This window comes from Oricola indica (assembly GCF_965227485.1).
GTDB lineage: Bacteria > Pseudomonadota > Alphaproteobacteria > Rhizobiales > Rhizobiaceae > Oricola > Oricola indica.
This window is the reverse complement of the sequence record NZ_OZ245747.1, coordinates 4,508,851-4,523,061: the sequence shown is the minus strand read 5'-3', so window position 1 is coordinate 4,523,061 and position 14,211 is coordinate 4,508,851. Positions and strand designations below refer to the sequence as shown.

Sequence of the window (14,211 nt, the reverse complement as noted above, 5' to 3'; positions counted from 1 at the left end):
TTGGTCGAATGGTCCCGGAGCGTTCTAGGCCGGTGCCTCGGCGGTGCCGTAGGGCGCCAGGCTGTACTTTCTGACAAGGACTTGTTCCGCTGTTTGAAGCGCGCCCTCGATCCAGCCCTGTTGCAACGACCAGGCTTCTCCGCAAATGGACAGCGGCATGCCCGGAACCGGATCGCGGGCCCTTTCTATAGCGCTCTCCGGCGTACTGCCGTGTCGCCAGAGATGGAAAGCGCCGCCGAAGGGATCGGCCCGCCAGTCTTGCACGACGGCATCGACGGGTGGCGGCGGATTGCGGGTCAGGCGTCCATCGAAGACCGCCAGGATCTGACGGTGGATTTCCCTGGTCGCCGCATGATCCTTTCCCAGCCATTGTCCGTTCTCGCCGGCTCGAAGCAGTGTGCGCCAGAAGCCGCTTCTTTCGCCTTCCGCGTAGATTTCCAGCGCGGCGTGTTGCGAACCGGTTGCGGGCCCGTGGCGGCGGGCGATCCCGATCTGGCCGACGGCGAGGTCCGTCGATATGCGTCCTTCCGCAAATCCCGCCTCGATCCACCAGGGGGCGGGATAGACGACCGCCGCGGTTGCGATCGGCCATTCGGCGACCGCGCCGAACAGCGCGGCCATGGTGTTGTCATTGCCGAGGCCTTCGACCTGTTTCAGGGCATGGGGCGGCAGTGCGAGGACGGCGCTTCCGGCTTCGATTGTTCGCATCCCGCCTGGACTGGCGAATTCGAGACTTGCGCTGTTTCCGTCCTTGCCCGCTGTCACACGTGAAAGCCGGTGGCCGAGCCGGATCGGCATGCCATGGGCTTCTATCGCCGCTCTCAAGGCGTCCGTCAGCGCCGACATTCCGGAGGAAGGCCAGGACATCCTCACGCCGAAGAGCCCGTCGGCCATCCATGCGAGCGTCGCATTGCCATGGAGTTGCTCATGGAGGAACGAGTAGCCCAGCCGATCGGCCAGCAGTCGCAGTTCCTCGTCGGTCAAAAACCGGGAGAACGCCTCGTTGAGCGGCAACTGGTCATACGGTGGGTCGAACCGCAACTCGCGGTCCCGCTCGTGACCGGCTCTCCGGCTTGCCCGGACAGCCTTTTCGAGCAGTTTTCGGATTCCACGCCGTTGCAGATAGCGGCTGACCCGGTAGTCGAATGGCTTGCGAAACCAGGCGCGGCTGATCTGCCGGCGCGTGCGTGAGCAGCCCCGCAAATGCACGATGTTGTGGTCGCGAAACACGATGGCCGGTTCGGTCTCCAGCCCCAGATCGGCGGCGAGCGCGTTGCTGAGCGCATGCCCCGAATTCAGGAAATGGGCACCCATTTCGGCCTTGCAGGCCGGATCGCCCGGCCATGTCGCCCCGAGGATTCGCCCGCCTGTTCGGTCAGCTGCTTCGAAAAAACCGATCCGGTCCGGCGATACGCCCGCCTCCAGCAGCCGCCAGCAGCAATAGAGGCCGGCAATACCGGCCCCGACGATCACAATGTCTCGCCATTCCTCTGGCGATGACACTCGCCGGCCTTTTCAGTGCTGAAGTCAGGTAGGGCTGGATCCGCCGGGGTTGACTGCGGTGGATGCCTGCAGGGACAGCGGGGACTTCGAAAGGGTCGGCCTGCTGTAGCTTTTCTTCGTGGTTTCGGTTTTCTTCATTCTCTTCCCCGTGTCCGGCGTGACAATCGTCATTCCCGGCTGAAATCGTCTGGTGGTTCAGGCCGTGTCGAAACAGTGAATCGGTTTCCTGCCATTGCGATGAGGTTAGATCAGGCGATTGCGCTTTTCAATTGCCGCGACGCCTGCCCGCGCGCATGGTCGTTTCTTGATCGCAATCAGGTCGGCGGTCCGGTCTTCCAGGTGTAAATTCAACGCTTCCCGCCTCAATTTGCCATCGGCGTTTCAACGCACTGGCAGTGCTGCGGTGAGAGAGGCCGGCCTGCGGCGGCGCTGACCTCTATTGATCCAGTGTGCCCGCGATCAGCGCATCGAGATGATCATACTGGAACAGGTGGCCGACGCCGGCCACCTTGGTTCTCGGCGGCTCGCCTGCCATCTCGTAGAGCCGTTCCATGTCCTTCGACGAGTGGATGGAATCCGCTTCGCCGTGAACGAACCGCACCGGCGTCTGCAGCTTTCGCACCGACGCCCAGTCGAAATGCACCTGGTTGAAATAGTCCTGGCGGATGCTGTTCTCGGAATTGAGGACCGCCTGCATGATGCGCGCGCCGTGATGCGGTGCGGAAAACTCGCGCGCCAGGATGTCCGTGTCGGGCGTGCTGCCCGAAAAGATCCGTTTTATGGCGGGTTCGAACCGCTCTCTCGGTGCGAATTGCTGTTTCAGCATCGCCATCGTCTTCGTAAGGATCGGCTCGCTGCGCAGCGCCAGTTCGGCGACGCTGGCGCCGAAATAGGCGGTGCTCGGCTTGTAGTGACCGGCCGAGTAGCAGGTTGCCGCATAGGTGATCGACGCTGTCTTGTCCGGATGCTTCGCGGCGAAGGTTGTCGCGAGCGCGCCGCTGGAGACGAGCGCGAGGATCGGCGCCGGTACGCCGCACATCTGCTTCCACGCGGTCTCGACACAGGTCAGCGCCTCCTTGCGGTGGGACGCGTGGTCTTTTCGCGGGGCGTCCCGTTCCAGCAGACCTGGCCGCAGCGGCAGGATCACGCGGATATCGTTCGCCGTCGCGAAGGCCAGATTGTCATGCGCGATGTCCGGGAAGATCATCGGGTGAAGCACGATGACCGGCCGCCCGGTCAGCGGTCCGTAATCGAGAATGCGCGCGGGCGGCCCGTTGCGCTGGCTCAGGATTGATACGCGCACGCCGTCGGGCAGGAAGCGGTCGGCGTAATCATGCAGATATTCGTGCTCCTGCGAGGTGGCGATCGCCGGCATCAGCGCCAGCAGCGCATCCTGCAGCAGAACGCGCACGACGTCCTGCTGGCGCGACAGGCGCATCTTGTTTGCCAGGGACTTGAACTGGTTGCGTCGCGTTTCATAGGCGAGCCCGTCGGTCTCCGCGGCTTCGGAAAGCGACTTTCCGGCGAGCAGAAGCGCGGCGAGGCGGGTTTCTGCCGGGCTCGGGGGCTCGAGCCCGCGGCTTCGCATCGTCGCCGGGATGATGTCGGTCGGAGCGACCACGACCATGGAGTGGCCCGCGTTCCGGCAACACACGCCGATATGGTCGTCCGACACGACAACGTGGTTGACCTCGGACGCCGGTGAGAGATCGACTCCGGGAAGCGGGGAGGCGCCGGGCGGCAGATTGGCGTCCAGCCGGTACCGCCAGATCGGAACCTTGTCGTGATAGGCGGCGGGCACCGGCTCCTGCCGGTCGATGCTGTCGAGGAAGCCGAGAAGGAGGTCGGAGTCGAGATCGGGGACCGTACGGACGGCCTCCATCGCGATCGTTCTCGACGTGAAGTCCTGCACCGCCTCGTCCCCTGACCCGTCCCCCGACTGAAATCGGGACCATCATGCCGTGTTTTCGGCGAAAATGAAGCATCTTTTGTTGTGGCCGGCCAGGAAGAGCGCGAAATGGATCGCCCCGACCAGGCCGTTCGCGAGAAGAATCTGCCAATGAAAGGGGCCGGACGCCGAGGCCGTGGGAATGGGCCGGCTGCGATTGGCAAAGCCTTGCAAGTGCCCCAATTTGCGCCTAGCTGACACGCCGAGGCCAGCGGGAGCGCACCACATGACTGTCAACCGGTTCCTCGGCGACACCGTCGCCCGGACGATCATCAAGCTGATCGTCGTGTCGATACTTGTCGGCATGGCGATGAACGTCTTCAACATCTATCCGCTCGACATCGTCTATGCGTTCCGCGACTTCGCCGTAAACCTCTGGGAGAAGGGCTGGGCCGCGCTCGGTCGCTTCGGCGACTGGCTGATCCTCGGCGCCATGATCGTGGTGCCGGTCTTCGTGCTTCTTCGCGTGCTCAATTACCGGCGCAACTGATGATCGAGCGGCGTGTCGTCATTCTTGGGGCATTGTCCTCGGGGCTGTTGTCGGGCTGCACGACGTCGGGCCTGCTCGACCTGTCGCTCGGTGCCGGCGAAAGCGAGGTCGTCACGGGGAAGGTGCTGGCAAGCGTCAACAGGCTCCGCGTCGCCGATGGCAAGCCGCGCCTGCGTTCCGACGGCAGGCTTGGCCGCCAGGCGCGCGAGCATGCGGAATACATGGCGCGCAAGGGCCGCATGTCGCACGACAATTTCGCCCGGCGCATGAAGAGGTGGAACATCGATTTGCCGGCGGCCGAAAACGTCGCCGAGGGCCAGCACGATCCGGCCTCGATGTTCGAGGCTTTCCGGGACTCCCCGAAACATCTGGAAAACATGCTGGTCGCCGACTTCCGCAAGCTAGGCGTCGGTGTCGCCAGCAATCGCGACGGCCGCAAATTCTGGGTGATGGGTCTCAGCGGCTAGGGCCGCGTCTTCGCAACGGTCAGGCGGGCGGCAGGCACACGCCTTCATAGCCGCGCCCCATGGTCGTCTGCATGCGCGAGGGCCTTGCCGGCGGGCGGCAGGCGACAACGGTGAGGCCGTTGAGGTTGGACGGCAATGACGACAGCCGCGCTTCGCCGGGATCGAATGTCGCGCTCTCGCCCGTCTCAAGGATCTTGGTTTGATCACAGGGCGCGGGATTGGTCTCGCCCGGCATGCAAAGCCCCACGGCGATCGGTTCGTCGCAGATATTGACGACGCTGCGTGGCTGGACCTCGCCCGTCATGCCTTGCGTGCAATGGTTGAGGTCGGCGCGAAGCGACGAGCGCTGATAGCTGCCGGAGACGAGATAAAGAAACGGCGGAAGCAAAAAGGCGAAAGCCACGCCGGCCACAAGCGCCCCCCACAGCGGCACGCGCGGCCGCTTGCCCGGACGATGGCTGAGGGAGAGCACCAGCACCGCCACGAAGGATCCGATGAAAACCTGGTCGAAATTCACCTCGGGCAGGGCGCGCAGGAAGGAGACTTCCCGCCATGCCATCGCCGAAAGCTTGATCGCCCAAGGGATAACGAAGGCTGCCACGATGCCGATGGCGAGCAGCTTCCACGCGGACAGGCTGGGCCTTCCGGCCCGCGCCCGCTGCAGGATCACGATCACGATCGTCAGAATGCCGCTGAAGACGGCGCCATCAAGAAATTCTGGCATGCGGGCTCTTTCGTTGGCGGGGCTTCACGCTATGCCGCCGCCATGGGCGTGTCCAGATAATCGCCGGGGAGGTGACGCGTTTCGGCCAGGCTCAGAACACGAACTCGCTGGCGACACGGTACAGGATGACGTGGCGCAGCGCGATCGACTCGACATCGCGCGAATAGCCGCCGCCGATGACGCCGCACACCGGGATGCCGCGCTGGCGGAAATGCGAGAACACCATGCGTTCACGCTGCTCGATGCCCCGGTCGGTCAGCGCCAGCCGGCCTAGCCGGTCTTCGGCATGCACGTCGACGCCGGCATTGTAGAAGACGATGTCCGGCGAGATCTTCTCCCGCAATTCCTCCAGCACCAGCGCCAGCGTCTTGAGATAGGCGAAATCCTCCATGCCGTCCGGCAGGCCGAGATCGTAGTCCGAGGTCTGTTTGACATGCGGATAGTTCCGCTCCGCATGCACGGACGCCGTGAACACACGGTTGTCGCCGGCGAAGATGTCCGCCGTGCCGTCGCCCTGATGCACGTCGAGATCGAGCACCAGCGCGGACGAAATCTCCCCGTCTGCCAGCAGCAGATCCGCCGCCACGCCCACATCGTTGAAGGTGCAGAAACCGGCGCCATGCATCCGCCCCGCATGGTGGCTGCCGCCCGCCGTGTTGCAGGCGATGCCGTGTTCGAGCGCAAGGCGCGCGGCCATCACCGTGCCGGCGGTCGCGCATTGCGCGCGGATCGCGGTACGCTCGGTCACGTCGAAGCCAATCGCCTTCTCGATCTCGCGCGGCACGTTGAAGGCGTAGACCTGGTCCACATAGGCCGGGTCATGCGCCAGCTTCACCCAGGCCTTGGGCGCGGGCGCGGAAACGTGGAAATCGCGGGGTCCGGCCAGTCCTTCCGCCATGATGGCGTCGGCGAGCAACCGGTACTTGCTCATCGGAAACCGATGGTTCGGCGAGAATTTCGCGTCATAGGCGGGATTGTGGACGATTGGCAGGCGCATGGCTTGTCAGACCTATTGCGTTCCGGCGAAAAAGCAATCAAGCCAATCCGGCCCCGCCTGAAGCGCTTTCGCGAATCCTGCCCATGACTGCCAGCCCGCAATCCGAAACGCGTCCCTTCGAGGTGACGAACCGAATGGTTTTCACCATCGCGGTGCCGATGACGCTTGCGTTCCTGACGACGCCGATCCTCGGCATCGTCGACACGGCGGTGATCGGTCAGTTCGGCGACGCCGCGCTGATCGGGGGGCTCGCGGTCGGCGCGATCATCTTCGACATCGTCTTCACCACGCTGAATTTCCTCCGCTCGGGCACCACCGGCTTCGTCGCCCAGGCGGTCGGGCGCGGCGACGATGTCGAGCAGCAGGCCGTGTTCTGGCGCGCGATCATCCTCGCCGCAATGCTCGGGATCGGCCTTCTCCTGCTGGCCCTGCCGATCCGCGAACTCGGCATCGTGTTGATGAACCCCGGCGAGGGCGTGTCCGAGGCAACGCGGACCTATGTCACCATCCGCATGATCGCCGCGCCCTTTACCCTTATCAACTATTCCGTTCTGGGCCTGTTGCTGGGGCAGGGCAGGGCTGTCCCGGCCCTTCTGCTGCAGACCCTCCTCAACGGCATCAACATCGCTGGCTCGATCTGGTTCGGCCTCGTGCTCGGATGGGCCATCGAGGGCGTGGCGCTCGGCACGATCCTCGGCGAAGCGACCGCCGCCGCCGTCGGTTTCTGGTGGATCTGGCGTGGTTTCGCGGGCAAGCCCGCGCCGTCATGGGCGCATGTCTTCGAACGGGACGCGTTCCTGCGGCTCGTTTCCGTCAATCGCGATATCATGATCCGCTCCTTCGCGCTGCTGGCCGGTTTTTCGCTGTTCACCCGCACCGGCGCGCAGTTTGGCGCGGTGACGCTCGCGGCCAACGCCATCCTGATGAACTTCTTCATGATCGCGGGTTATTATCTCGACGGCTTCGCCACGGCGGCCGAACAGATCGTCGGCCGCGCCATCGGCGCCAATTACCGGCCGGCCTTCTGGCGCGCGGTGAAGCTGACCATGATCTGGGGCTTCCTGCTCGCCGGTTTCACCACCATCGTCGTCCTTGCCTTTGGTGGATCGATGATCGACATCATGACCACCGCGCCCGGCGTGCGCGAGACCGCCCGGACCTACCTGCCCTGGGCGGCGCTGACCGCGATCATGGGCGTGCTCGCCTTCCAGATGGACGGCGTCTATATCGGCGCGACCTGGTCGCGCGACATGCGCAACATGATGCTCGCCTCGCTGGCGCTGATGATCGCGCTCCTGTTTGCGCTGGTCCCCGTCTTCGGCAATCACGGCCTGTGGTTCGCGCTGAATGCGTTTCTCGGTGCGCGAGGGCTGACGCTTCTGGCGAATTTGCCGAGAAAGGCGCGGACGGTGTTTGGGTGAGGGCGAGGCCTTTTATTTAGGTCCGCCAGCGGCTACTTTGCGTGCCAAGGTGGACGGATGGGCGTCGGCATCGAAAGTTGTCACATGAGTGCGCAGGGCGACATCCGTGAGGCCATTACGGCACAGGGTATGGACTTGGTCATCCTGCACGGTAGCGACTGGCGCTAAACCGGGCATCGAAAGTGCTGCGGCGGCAAAAACAGCCAAAAAAATCCTTTTATGACATTTGTGTGACATGGACCAGCCGCGCTAAAAAGGCTAACGCTGCGTCAAGCATTTGCCGGCCCTCGATCTGCCAGCGGCGGTGGTGTGAGGTCAGGTTGATTGCCGTGGCCGGCACTTCATTGCGTTGCTGACGGTTGTGCTCTTTCGCCCAAGCGCGGGGGAACTGTTGGGACTTGGCGTGTTGGTGGGGTCCTCTGCATATGGGGATGTTTTCTGGGTTCTCGGTTCCGGAGTTGCCAGTTTGGCGGACAATCATTTTGCGACCTACGCTCGCCAGGTGTTCGATAATGGATACAGTATCAACACCGTTGTACGAGGTCGCAAAGACAGCCATCCGGAGTTGCCGCGAGACAGATATTGCTGGATGCGCCCGCGGTTGGAAGATGTTGAACGTGTGATGAAAACACACGGTGACTGCGGGCTTGGACTGCCAACCGGGCGGTTTGTTGTTGTTATTGATATCGACACCGAATGCGAGCGCCTTAACGAAAGGCTTCTCCGCATTGTCGAGTCGATTTGTGGCGGGACGCCGTTGTTGCGACAGGGGCGGCCGCCGCGTTTTTCTGCCATTTATGCAGCGCGAGAGCCGGTTTTATCGATAAGACTGCCGCAAGTCGATGTGTTGGGACTGATGACCAGTTGCAACGCCTACGGTGTACACCCAGACACAGGTGAGGAGTATAAATGGTTGCGCGGTCACGCTCCGCATACGCTGCCGTTGAGCAACCTCCCGCAGATCGGTAACCGCGAAACATTGGCATTCATGGATCTGGTTGCCAGGGAAATGTTTCGTGACCGGTTTTCCGGCTTCGAGCTGAAGCTTGATGACAATTTTCTTCCGCTGGTATTGGCATCACGCAGCGTGTTGTTAGCTCAGTTTGCCAGCCGTGTGGTCTTTGGCAAAAAATACGCACGAAGGCGGGCTCAGCGCGAAATCTACCAGAGCATAAGGTCGGGGTGTTGGGGGCTTACTTTCGCACCGCGCATCGATGGACCCATCCAATGGACACCTGACAGCAATATTGATGGATGGGGTCAGGAATGAGCAGTCACGGAGAAGGCATACGCCTGTCCGGGGAAAACCTCACCCGTTTGGTGGAGAACGGATTTAACCCGATCCCGGTGCAAAAAGGCAGCAAACATCCTGCCGCCACCGATAATTGGCGCCGATTTTGTTGGCAGCAGCCCGATGAAAGCGACATCGCCGATTGGAGCAAAGATTACGCCGGATCGAGTATCGGCTGTGCCTGTGGCAATTCGGTTGCGGCCGTTGATATTGATTCCGGTGAAGAAACGCGCACAAAATAGGTGATCGCTCTGGCCGAATCCCATCTGGGTTCAACACCGCTCATACGGTGGGGCAGGCCCGATCGCGTTGCCATGATCTACCGATGCGCGGAGCCGATCATCTCGGCCGGATACAGTGATGTGGATATTCTGGGCCTTGGTGCACAATTTGTGGCCTACGGCGTGCACCCGCGTACGCGACTGCCATATGTTTGGAACGACGGATCAGGCCCGCTGAACACGGCTTGCGACAGCCTGCCAGCCATCGACAACGATCAGGTCGACAGCTTTATGAGGGCGATAGTAAAGCTGTCGGAGCCGAAAAGTAAGAAAACACGCCGTCTTCAGATCGACAATATCAGCCTCTTGGCGCCTTTGTCTTCAACGACTGTGATGATTCGAATGCTGGTAACACGCTACCTGAACGGGCAGGATGACGCGCGGCGAAGGGCCAGGGCCCTCATTGACAAAAAATACTTTGATACCGGTAAAGGATTGAAGGTTGGTTGGATTGAACACGAATCATCGGTGAAAAATGACGATGAGATCTGATCCGCCTGCTGATTGGGCGCCGCCCGAAAAACTCCTGATAATTTCGACTTTCTACAGGACAGGATCAAATCACCTGTGTGATTTGATTGCATCCACCAAACGACTGGGCACGCCACAGGAGTATTTGTGGCCGCGTGGTTCATATGTGCAATCGGCAATGCGCGAATCAGGTTTCGATACGCAGAGATTTTTCGCCGATGTTGCTCGCCACTGGGAAACGGAAAACGGGGTGGCGGCCATTAAGCTTTTCCCAAGTCACATGAGCCGGCTACTCAATCATGTTGATTTGAATCGCTGGTTCCCGGATATCCGCTATATCTGGCTGCAACGCGCCGACGCGTTGGGCCAAGCGGTCTCGCTGGCGCTGGCAGCAAAAAACGATGACTGGTTTGCACATCAGCCTGATAAGCCTGTGGGAAGGCAGGTAGAAACCAGTCCGGGAGATGTTGATTTTGCGCTCAGAGGTGTGTGCCATGCCCATACTTTCTGGACAGAATATTTTGCACGAAACGACATTGTTCCGTTTCTCGTCACCTACGAGGACCTGGCGAAGAATCCCGAACGGATTGTTGGCGAGATAGCTCAATCTTGTGACGTTGAACTACCAGCGAATTCGCCAATTGATAGCAAATTCAAACGCGCGCCTCACAAGCAAAACAAGTCCCTGCGTGCGGCCTTTGTGAAGGAGCAAGAGCGATTTGGACCTCTTCATTCGCATGCTGTTGATGTTTATCCGCGAACGCTGAGCAATCTGGTTCGATTTATTAAGAACAAACCACTTCGCAAGCGGCCCAGGTAGCTTTCAGAATTTTAGCTCATAAAGGTTGCCTGCGCCCGCTTACGCAACCTGATGATCGCGCTCCTGTTTGCGCTGGTCCTCGCTCTTCGGCAATCACGGCCCCTGGTTCGCCCTCAACGTCTTCCTCGGGGTGAGGGGGTGTTAAGTGAATTACTTTTGAGGTTTCCACCAAAGGCCGCTATTCGGACGCACCTCACATTTGAACCTGATTCTTTTTGGTACACATTCGATGCGGTAAGTGAAGGCCGTAGCAGTCATGATTTAAAAACCCAATCTATGGGTAAGCAAGCTTGGTGCGCGCTAAAGCAGCTTCTGTTTTGTGCGTATGCCCCCGTAACGGGACTCGGTATTCTATCCTCGACAGCGGATGGTCAGCTGCCCGAGAAGAAGACGCAATTGGAGGCTGGAAGGCTGTCTTCTGGTAGAGATAAGCGACTATGGCTTGAGCAGTGATTTGAGGTGCTCCAACACTGTCGCGCCGTGACTAATGTAACCCTATCGGTGCCGGCGGTCTGTCTCGAAGGTGTCTCGGCGACGCGCGGTTCCTCTGTCGGTCGGTCGAATTGGAACTACTGTGAAGCACCCAGCGCGCCATAAGCGATAGCTCCCACTACTGCGAGCAAGACAATTGCAACTATGGGTTTCCAAAACTTCCACCCCAGAGCCCCCGCGATTGCTGCGGGAATTAGAGCATACCACCACTCCGCCAACTCAAAGAATTCCAGAGAGCCCCAGAGCGCTCCACCAGCAGCGACGGCACCCACTAACATACCTGGGTCTAACGGTCTTTTTGGTCGTCGTGTTTTGCCCCCGCTCGAACGGCCCGAAGACCATCCTTGACCGGCTTTTCTGCCGGCCTCTTCTAACTTTTGTCCATCGCGACGCTGTTGCTCCCGGTTACGGCTAATGTAGTCTTGCGTTTCTTGCGCGTGCCGTAATGCTTCGTTGCGTTTTTGGCTTTCAATTTCATTTTGGTCAATGGACATTAGACAATTCCCTACCGATGGACATTCCATTGCTTAGAGCCGGGCGCTATATTGGATTTAAACTAAGTCGCTAGAAAGGTAAATCTTAAAGAGTAGCGAGCAGCAAATCACTTGATGAAGTGGCAAAAACTAAACATGCGTCTATATCAAATTCCAGATCAAGCGTCAGAATTACTCTCAAATTTGCCTCTCTTTGCAAGCATGATCTCCCATCTTTGGGTTTTACAAAGCCCTCGTGACTCAGTAGAAAAAGTCGTTCTTGCCGCAAATTGTGTGCTAAATAGGATCACTGGAGAGCATTGCTCTGCTCGGTGTGATTATGGCGCGTATTTTAATTATGTGACGGAAGCAGATGTCTGCGAAAGTGGCGGCGTAGGTCAGTTTGGGTGCAAACCGATCAATCGCCGCCTGATCCGCATGGCGAACGTACTCATCGCCCAACGCACTCGATCACCCCGGCATCGGCGTGTCCGCCCATTCCTTCATCCGGCCATCGCGCAATTGCGATATCCCCGCTGCGCCGCGCCGATCCAACTCGGCTGACAACCCGCGAACAATCTCGTTCGCAATCCCCGGCCCGCGATAGATCATGCCGGTATAGAGCTGCACGAGATCCGCGCCGGCCTCGATCTTGGCGAGCGCCGACTCGGCGCTATCGACCCCGCCGACGCCGATCAGCGTCAGGTCCGGGCCGAGCCTTTCGCGCGTTTTTGCCAGCACGATCGTCGACCGCTCGAAGACCGGCCGGCCCGACAATCCGCCGGCTTCCCCCGGATCGCGCGCGATCCCGGTGCGGGAAAGCGTCGTGTTGGAGACGATCATCCCGTCGAGCGTCTTGTCGAGAACCTCGGCGACGATGTCGTCCAGACCGTCCTCGGTGATGTCCGGCGCGATCTTGAGCAGCACCGGCACCCGCCGTTTGTGGGTTTCCTCTTCCGCCTGCCGCGCCTCGCCGATCCGTGACAGCAGCTCGGCAAGCTGCGCGCGGCCCTGCAGGTCGCGCAGGCCCGGCGTGTTGGGCGACGAGATGTTGACCGTGAAATAGTCGGCCAGCGTGTAGAAGCGCCGCAGGCCGGTCACGTAGTCCGCGATACGGTCCTCGGCATCCTTGTTGGCGCCGATATTGACGCCCACGATGCCACGTCCGCGCCGCGACTCCAGCCGTCGAAACGCGGCGTCGTGGCCTTCATTGTTGAAACCCAGACGGTTGATCACGGCGCGGTCGCCCGGCAGCCGGAAGACGCGCGGCTGCGGATTGCCCGGCTGCGGCTTTGGCGTCGTCGTGCCCACCTCGGCAAAGCCGAAACCGGTGGCGATCAGTTCGTCCGGCACTTCCGCATCCTTGTCGAAACCGGCGGCGACGCCGACCGGATTCGGAAAGGCCAGCCCCGCCGTCAGGACGCCCAGCTTCGGATTGGGCCGGATCGCGCGCACCGGCGAAAGCCCGCTCTTCAGCCCGGCGATCGCCATGCGGTGCGCCGCCTCCGGCTCCAGGCGGAAGGCCAGCCAGCGCCCTGCGCCTTCGAACAGGCCCCCGGCGCTCATCCGTCCATCTCCGGAAAATCATGCGCGCCGTCAGGGCCGATCGGCAACGCCTTCACCCAGACGACCGCCGAAAGCGAAAGCGGCGCATAGAGATGCGGGAACAGCGCGCCGCCGCGCGAGACCTCCCATTTCAGCGCCTCGCCCATGCCATCCGTGTCGACGGCCACCAGCAGCAGGTCGTCCTGTCCGGCAAAGTGCTTCGCCGCGGTTTCCTTTGCCTGGGCGGCGGTGGAGAAATGGATGTAGCCGTCGGCGTGATCGACCGGCGCGCCGGCAAACGAGCCCGCCCGTTCGGCTTCCGCCCACTGCGCCTTCGTCGCGATCTTGTAGATGATCCTGTCCATGACGTTTGCATAATCCGCGTGGACGTCTCGCGAAAGTCCGCCCGCCGCGAAACGGACAGCTTTCTTGCGCCCTGTCGCAATTTGTGCGGAATCGCTTGGCATTCGCAGTGTCATCCCGGCTGCCCGCAGGCGGCCCGCTATTGAGAGGTTTCGTCCGATGATCGAACGGTTCCGCGGCTTTGCCGTGAGCGCAGCTGTCCTTGTCGCCATCCTGTCCGCTTCCGGCCCGGCCGCCGCCGATGCCGGCCGCTATGTCATGGAAAAGACGGAAAAGGGCTATGTCCGCATGGACACCGCGACCGGCGAGATGTCGATCTGCGCGGAAAGGAACGGCCAGCTCGTCTGCAAGCTCGCAGCCGACGAACGCGCCGCTTTCCAGGACGCGCTCGACCGGCTGGAAGACAGGATCGCAAAGCTGGAAGAGCGGGTTGACCGGACCCTCGCCATGCCGAGCGAGGAGGAGTTCGATCGCGGCCTCGACAACATGGAGAAATTCTTCCGCCGCTTCCTCGGGATCGTCGAGGAATTCGACGACGGGGAAGGGGCGACGCCCGACGCGCCCGAGCCGCCGGCCGACCGCACCTGAGCGCGCGTGCCGCGTGACGCACGGAACGGGAAATTGGCGCTTGCCAGCGCAAAATCACATGCTATAACCCGCGCACTTTCCGGCGGCACCGCCCCGGATCGTGCCTTCACGACCTTATGTGAAGTGATTGCCCGGGTAGCTCAGGGGTAGAGCAGCGGATTGAAAATCCGCGTGTCGGTGGTTCAAATCCGCCCCCGGGCACCACAGTTATTCCATTTGACATTGAATTCACTACGTTTTTTGGCTTGCGCTTCGAGCGCTCCCACTATCATTCCCACTTCTGTGTATCGCTTGGACGCTTTCTGAGGGTGCAAATGGTCGAGGCTTGTTGCCTCAA

15 protein-coding genes and 1 tRNA gene are annotated in these 14,211 nt (G+C 61.1%); 9 read left to right on the top strand and 7 right to left on the bottom strand.

Annotated elements, in window-relative coordinates:
• Positions 1-24: 24 nt before the first annotated feature.
• Positions 25-1,473 (bottom strand): flavin monoamine oxidase family protein, encoded by a 1,449-nt coding sequence (locus ACQK2M_RS22420; RefSeq protein ID WP_425419647.1) that lies wholly within the window; start codon positions 1,471-1,473, stop codon positions 25-27.
• A gap of 466 nt (positions 1,474-1,939) precedes the next feature.
• Positions 1,940-3,415, bottom strand: a complete 1,476-nt coding sequence (locus tag ACQK2M_RS22415; RefSeq protein ID WP_425419646.1) for a hypothetical protein — start codon at positions 3,413-3,415, stop codon at positions 1,940-1,942.
• 262 nt (positions 3,416-3,677) lie between these two features.
• Between ACQK2M_RS22415 and ACQK2M_RS22410 the strand changes: the two genes are divergently transcribed.
• Positions 3,678-3,941, top strand: a complete 264-nt coding sequence (locus tag ACQK2M_RS22410; RefSeq protein WP_223476419.1) for a DUF6460 domain-containing protein — start codon at positions 3,678-3,680, stop codon at positions 3,939-3,941.
• Positions 3,941-4,408: a CAP domain-containing protein gene (locus tag ACQK2M_RS22405; protein WP_425419645.1), complete on the top strand. Its 468-nt coding sequence runs from the start codon at positions 3,941-3,943 to the stop codon at positions 4,406-4,408. The genes ACQK2M_RS22410 and ACQK2M_RS22405 overlap by 1 nt, the downstream gene beginning before the upstream one ends.
• Positions 4,409-4,427: 19 nt before the next feature.
• On the opposite strand, the gene ACQK2M_RS22400 is transcribed toward ACQK2M_RS22405, so the two are convergent.
• Both ACQK2M_RS22400 and ACQK2M_RS22395 read right to left on the bottom strand, forming a co-directional pair.
• Entirely contained in the window at positions 4,428-5,132 is a 705-nt protein-coding gene (locus tag ACQK2M_RS22400) for a hypothetical protein (protein WP_425419644.1), read from the bottom strand.
• Positions 5,133-5,223: 91 nt separating this feature from the next.
• Positions 5,224-6,129, bottom strand: a complete 906-nt coding sequence (locus ACQK2M_RS22395) for a histone deacetylase family protein (RefSeq protein WP_425419643.1) — start codon at positions 6,127-6,129, stop codon at positions 5,224-5,226.
• A gap of 83 nt (positions 6,130-6,212) precedes the next feature.
• On the opposite strand from ACQK2M_RS22395, the gene ACQK2M_RS22390 reads away from it, so the two are divergent.
• The 5 genes from ACQK2M_RS22390 to ACQK2M_RS22370 all read left to right on the top strand — a co-directional run bounded on the left by ACQK2M_RS22390 (position 6,213) and on the right by ACQK2M_RS22370 (position 10,413).
• Positions 6,213-7,550 carry an MATE family efflux transporter gene (locus ACQK2M_RS22390; protein WP_425419642.1) on the top strand — a complete coding sequence of 446 codons (1,338 nt, stop codon included), beginning with the start codon at positions 6,213-6,215 and terminating at the stop codon, positions 7,548-7,550.
• A gap of 466 nt (positions 7,551-8,016) precedes the next feature.
• Positions 8,017-8,820, top strand: coding sequence for a hypothetical protein (locus tag ACQK2M_RS22385; protein ID WP_425419641.1), 804 nt, complete (start codon positions 8,017-8,019; stop codon positions 8,818-8,820).
• Positions 8,817-9,083: a bifunctional DNA primase/polymerase gene (locus ACQK2M_RS22380; RefSeq protein ID WP_425419640.1), complete on the top strand. Its 267-nt coding sequence runs from the start codon at positions 8,817-8,819 to the stop codon at positions 9,081-9,083. The genes ACQK2M_RS22385 and ACQK2M_RS22380 overlap by 4 nt, the downstream gene beginning before the upstream one ends.
• Positions 9,084-9,614 carry a hypothetical protein gene (locus ACQK2M_RS22375; RefSeq protein WP_425419639.1) on the top strand — a complete coding sequence of 177 codons (531 nt, stop codon included), beginning with the start codon at positions 9,084-9,086 and terminating at the stop codon, positions 9,612-9,614.
• Positions 9,604-10,413, top strand: a complete 810-nt coding sequence (locus ACQK2M_RS22370; RefSeq protein ID WP_425419638.1) for a Stf0 family sulfotransferase — start codon at positions 9,604-9,606, stop codon at positions 10,411-10,413. Before ACQK2M_RS22375 ends, ACQK2M_RS22370 begins: the two co-directional genes overlap by 11 nt.
• 569 nt (positions 10,414-10,982) lie before the next feature.
• Here ACQK2M_RS22370 and ACQK2M_RS22365 read toward each other — a convergent pair.
• The 3 genes from ACQK2M_RS22365 to ACQK2M_RS22355 all read right to left on the bottom strand — a co-directional run bounded on the left by ACQK2M_RS22365 (position 10,983) and on the right by ACQK2M_RS22355 (position 13,288).
• On the bottom strand, positions 10,983-11,399 hold the full coding sequence (locus ACQK2M_RS22365) for a hypothetical protein (protein WP_425419637.1): 417 nt from the start codon (positions 11,397-11,399) through the stop codon (positions 10,983-10,985).
• A gap of 450 nt (positions 11,400-11,849) precedes the next feature.
• Positions 11,850-12,944, bottom strand: coding sequence for a quinone-dependent dihydroorotate dehydrogenase (locus ACQK2M_RS22360; RefSeq protein WP_425419636.1), 1,095 nt, complete (start codon positions 12,942-12,944; stop codon positions 11,850-11,852).
• Positions 12,941-13,288, bottom strand: coding sequence for a DUF952 domain-containing protein (locus ACQK2M_RS22355; protein WP_425420113.1), 348 nt, complete (start codon positions 13,286-13,288; stop codon positions 12,941-12,943). Before ACQK2M_RS22355 ends, ACQK2M_RS22360 begins: the two co-directional genes overlap by 4 nt.
• Before the next feature lie 157 nt (positions 13,289-13,445).
• Here ACQK2M_RS22355 and ACQK2M_RS22350 point away from each other — a divergent pair, with 157 nt between their 5' ends.
• Together ACQK2M_RS22350 and ACQK2M_RS22345 are read left to right on the top strand one after the other, a co-directional pair.
• Entirely contained in the window at positions 13,446-13,874 is a 429-nt protein-coding gene (locus ACQK2M_RS22350; protein ID WP_425419635.1) for a hypothetical protein, read from the top strand.
• Between the two features lie 129 nt (positions 13,875-14,003).
• Positions 14,004-14,078 (top strand) — tRNA-Phe (locus ACQK2M_RS22345).
• Positions 14,079-14,211 lie beyond the last annotated feature (133 nt).

Bases quoted from the DNA above. Each gene is read 5' to 3' on its own strand.
- ACQK2M_RS22400 (WP_425419644.1), bottom strand. From the start codon at position 5,132: ATGCCAGAATTTCTTGATGGCGCCGTCTTCAGCGGCATTCTGACGATC.
- ACQK2M_RS22365 (WP_425419637.1), bottom strand. From the start codon at position 11,399: ATGTCCATTGACCAAAATGAAATTGAAAGCCAAAAACGCAACGAAGCA.
- ACQK2M_RS22395 (WP_425419643.1), bottom strand. From the start codon at position 6,129: ATGCGCCTGCCAATCGTCCACAATCCCGCCTATGACGCGAAATTCTCG.
- ACQK2M_RS22350 (WP_425419635.1), top strand. From the start codon at position 13,446: ATGATCGAACGGTTCCGCGGCTTTGCCGTGAGCGCAGCTGTCCTTGTC.
- ACQK2M_RS22370 (WP_425419638.1), top strand. From the start codon at position 9,604: ATGAGATCTGATCCGCCTGCTGATTGGGCGCCGCCCGAAAAACTCCTG.
- ACQK2M_RS22405 (WP_425419645.1), top strand. From the start codon at position 3,941: ATGATCGAGCGGCGTGTCGTCATTCTTGGGGCATTGTCCTCGGGGCTG.
- ACQK2M_RS22390 (WP_425419642.1), top strand. From the start codon at position 6,213: ATGACTGCCAGCCCGCAATCCGAAACGCGTCCCTTCGAGGTGACGAAC.
- ACQK2M_RS22380 (WP_425419640.1), top strand. From the start codon at position 8,817: ATGAGCAGTCACGGAGAAGGCATACGCCTGTCCGGGGAAAACCTCACC.
- ACQK2M_RS22360 (WP_425419636.1), bottom strand. From the start codon at position 12,944: ATGAGCGCCGGGGGCCTGTTCGAAGGCGCAGGGCGCTGGCTGGCCTTC.
- ACQK2M_RS22355 (WP_425420113.1), bottom strand. From the start codon at position 13,288: ATGGACAGGATCATCTACAAGATCGCGACGAAGGCGCAGTGGGCGGAA.
- ACQK2M_RS22410 (WP_223476419.1), top strand. From the start codon at position 3,678: ATGACTGTCAACCGGTTCCTCGGCGACACCGTCGCCCGGACGATCATC.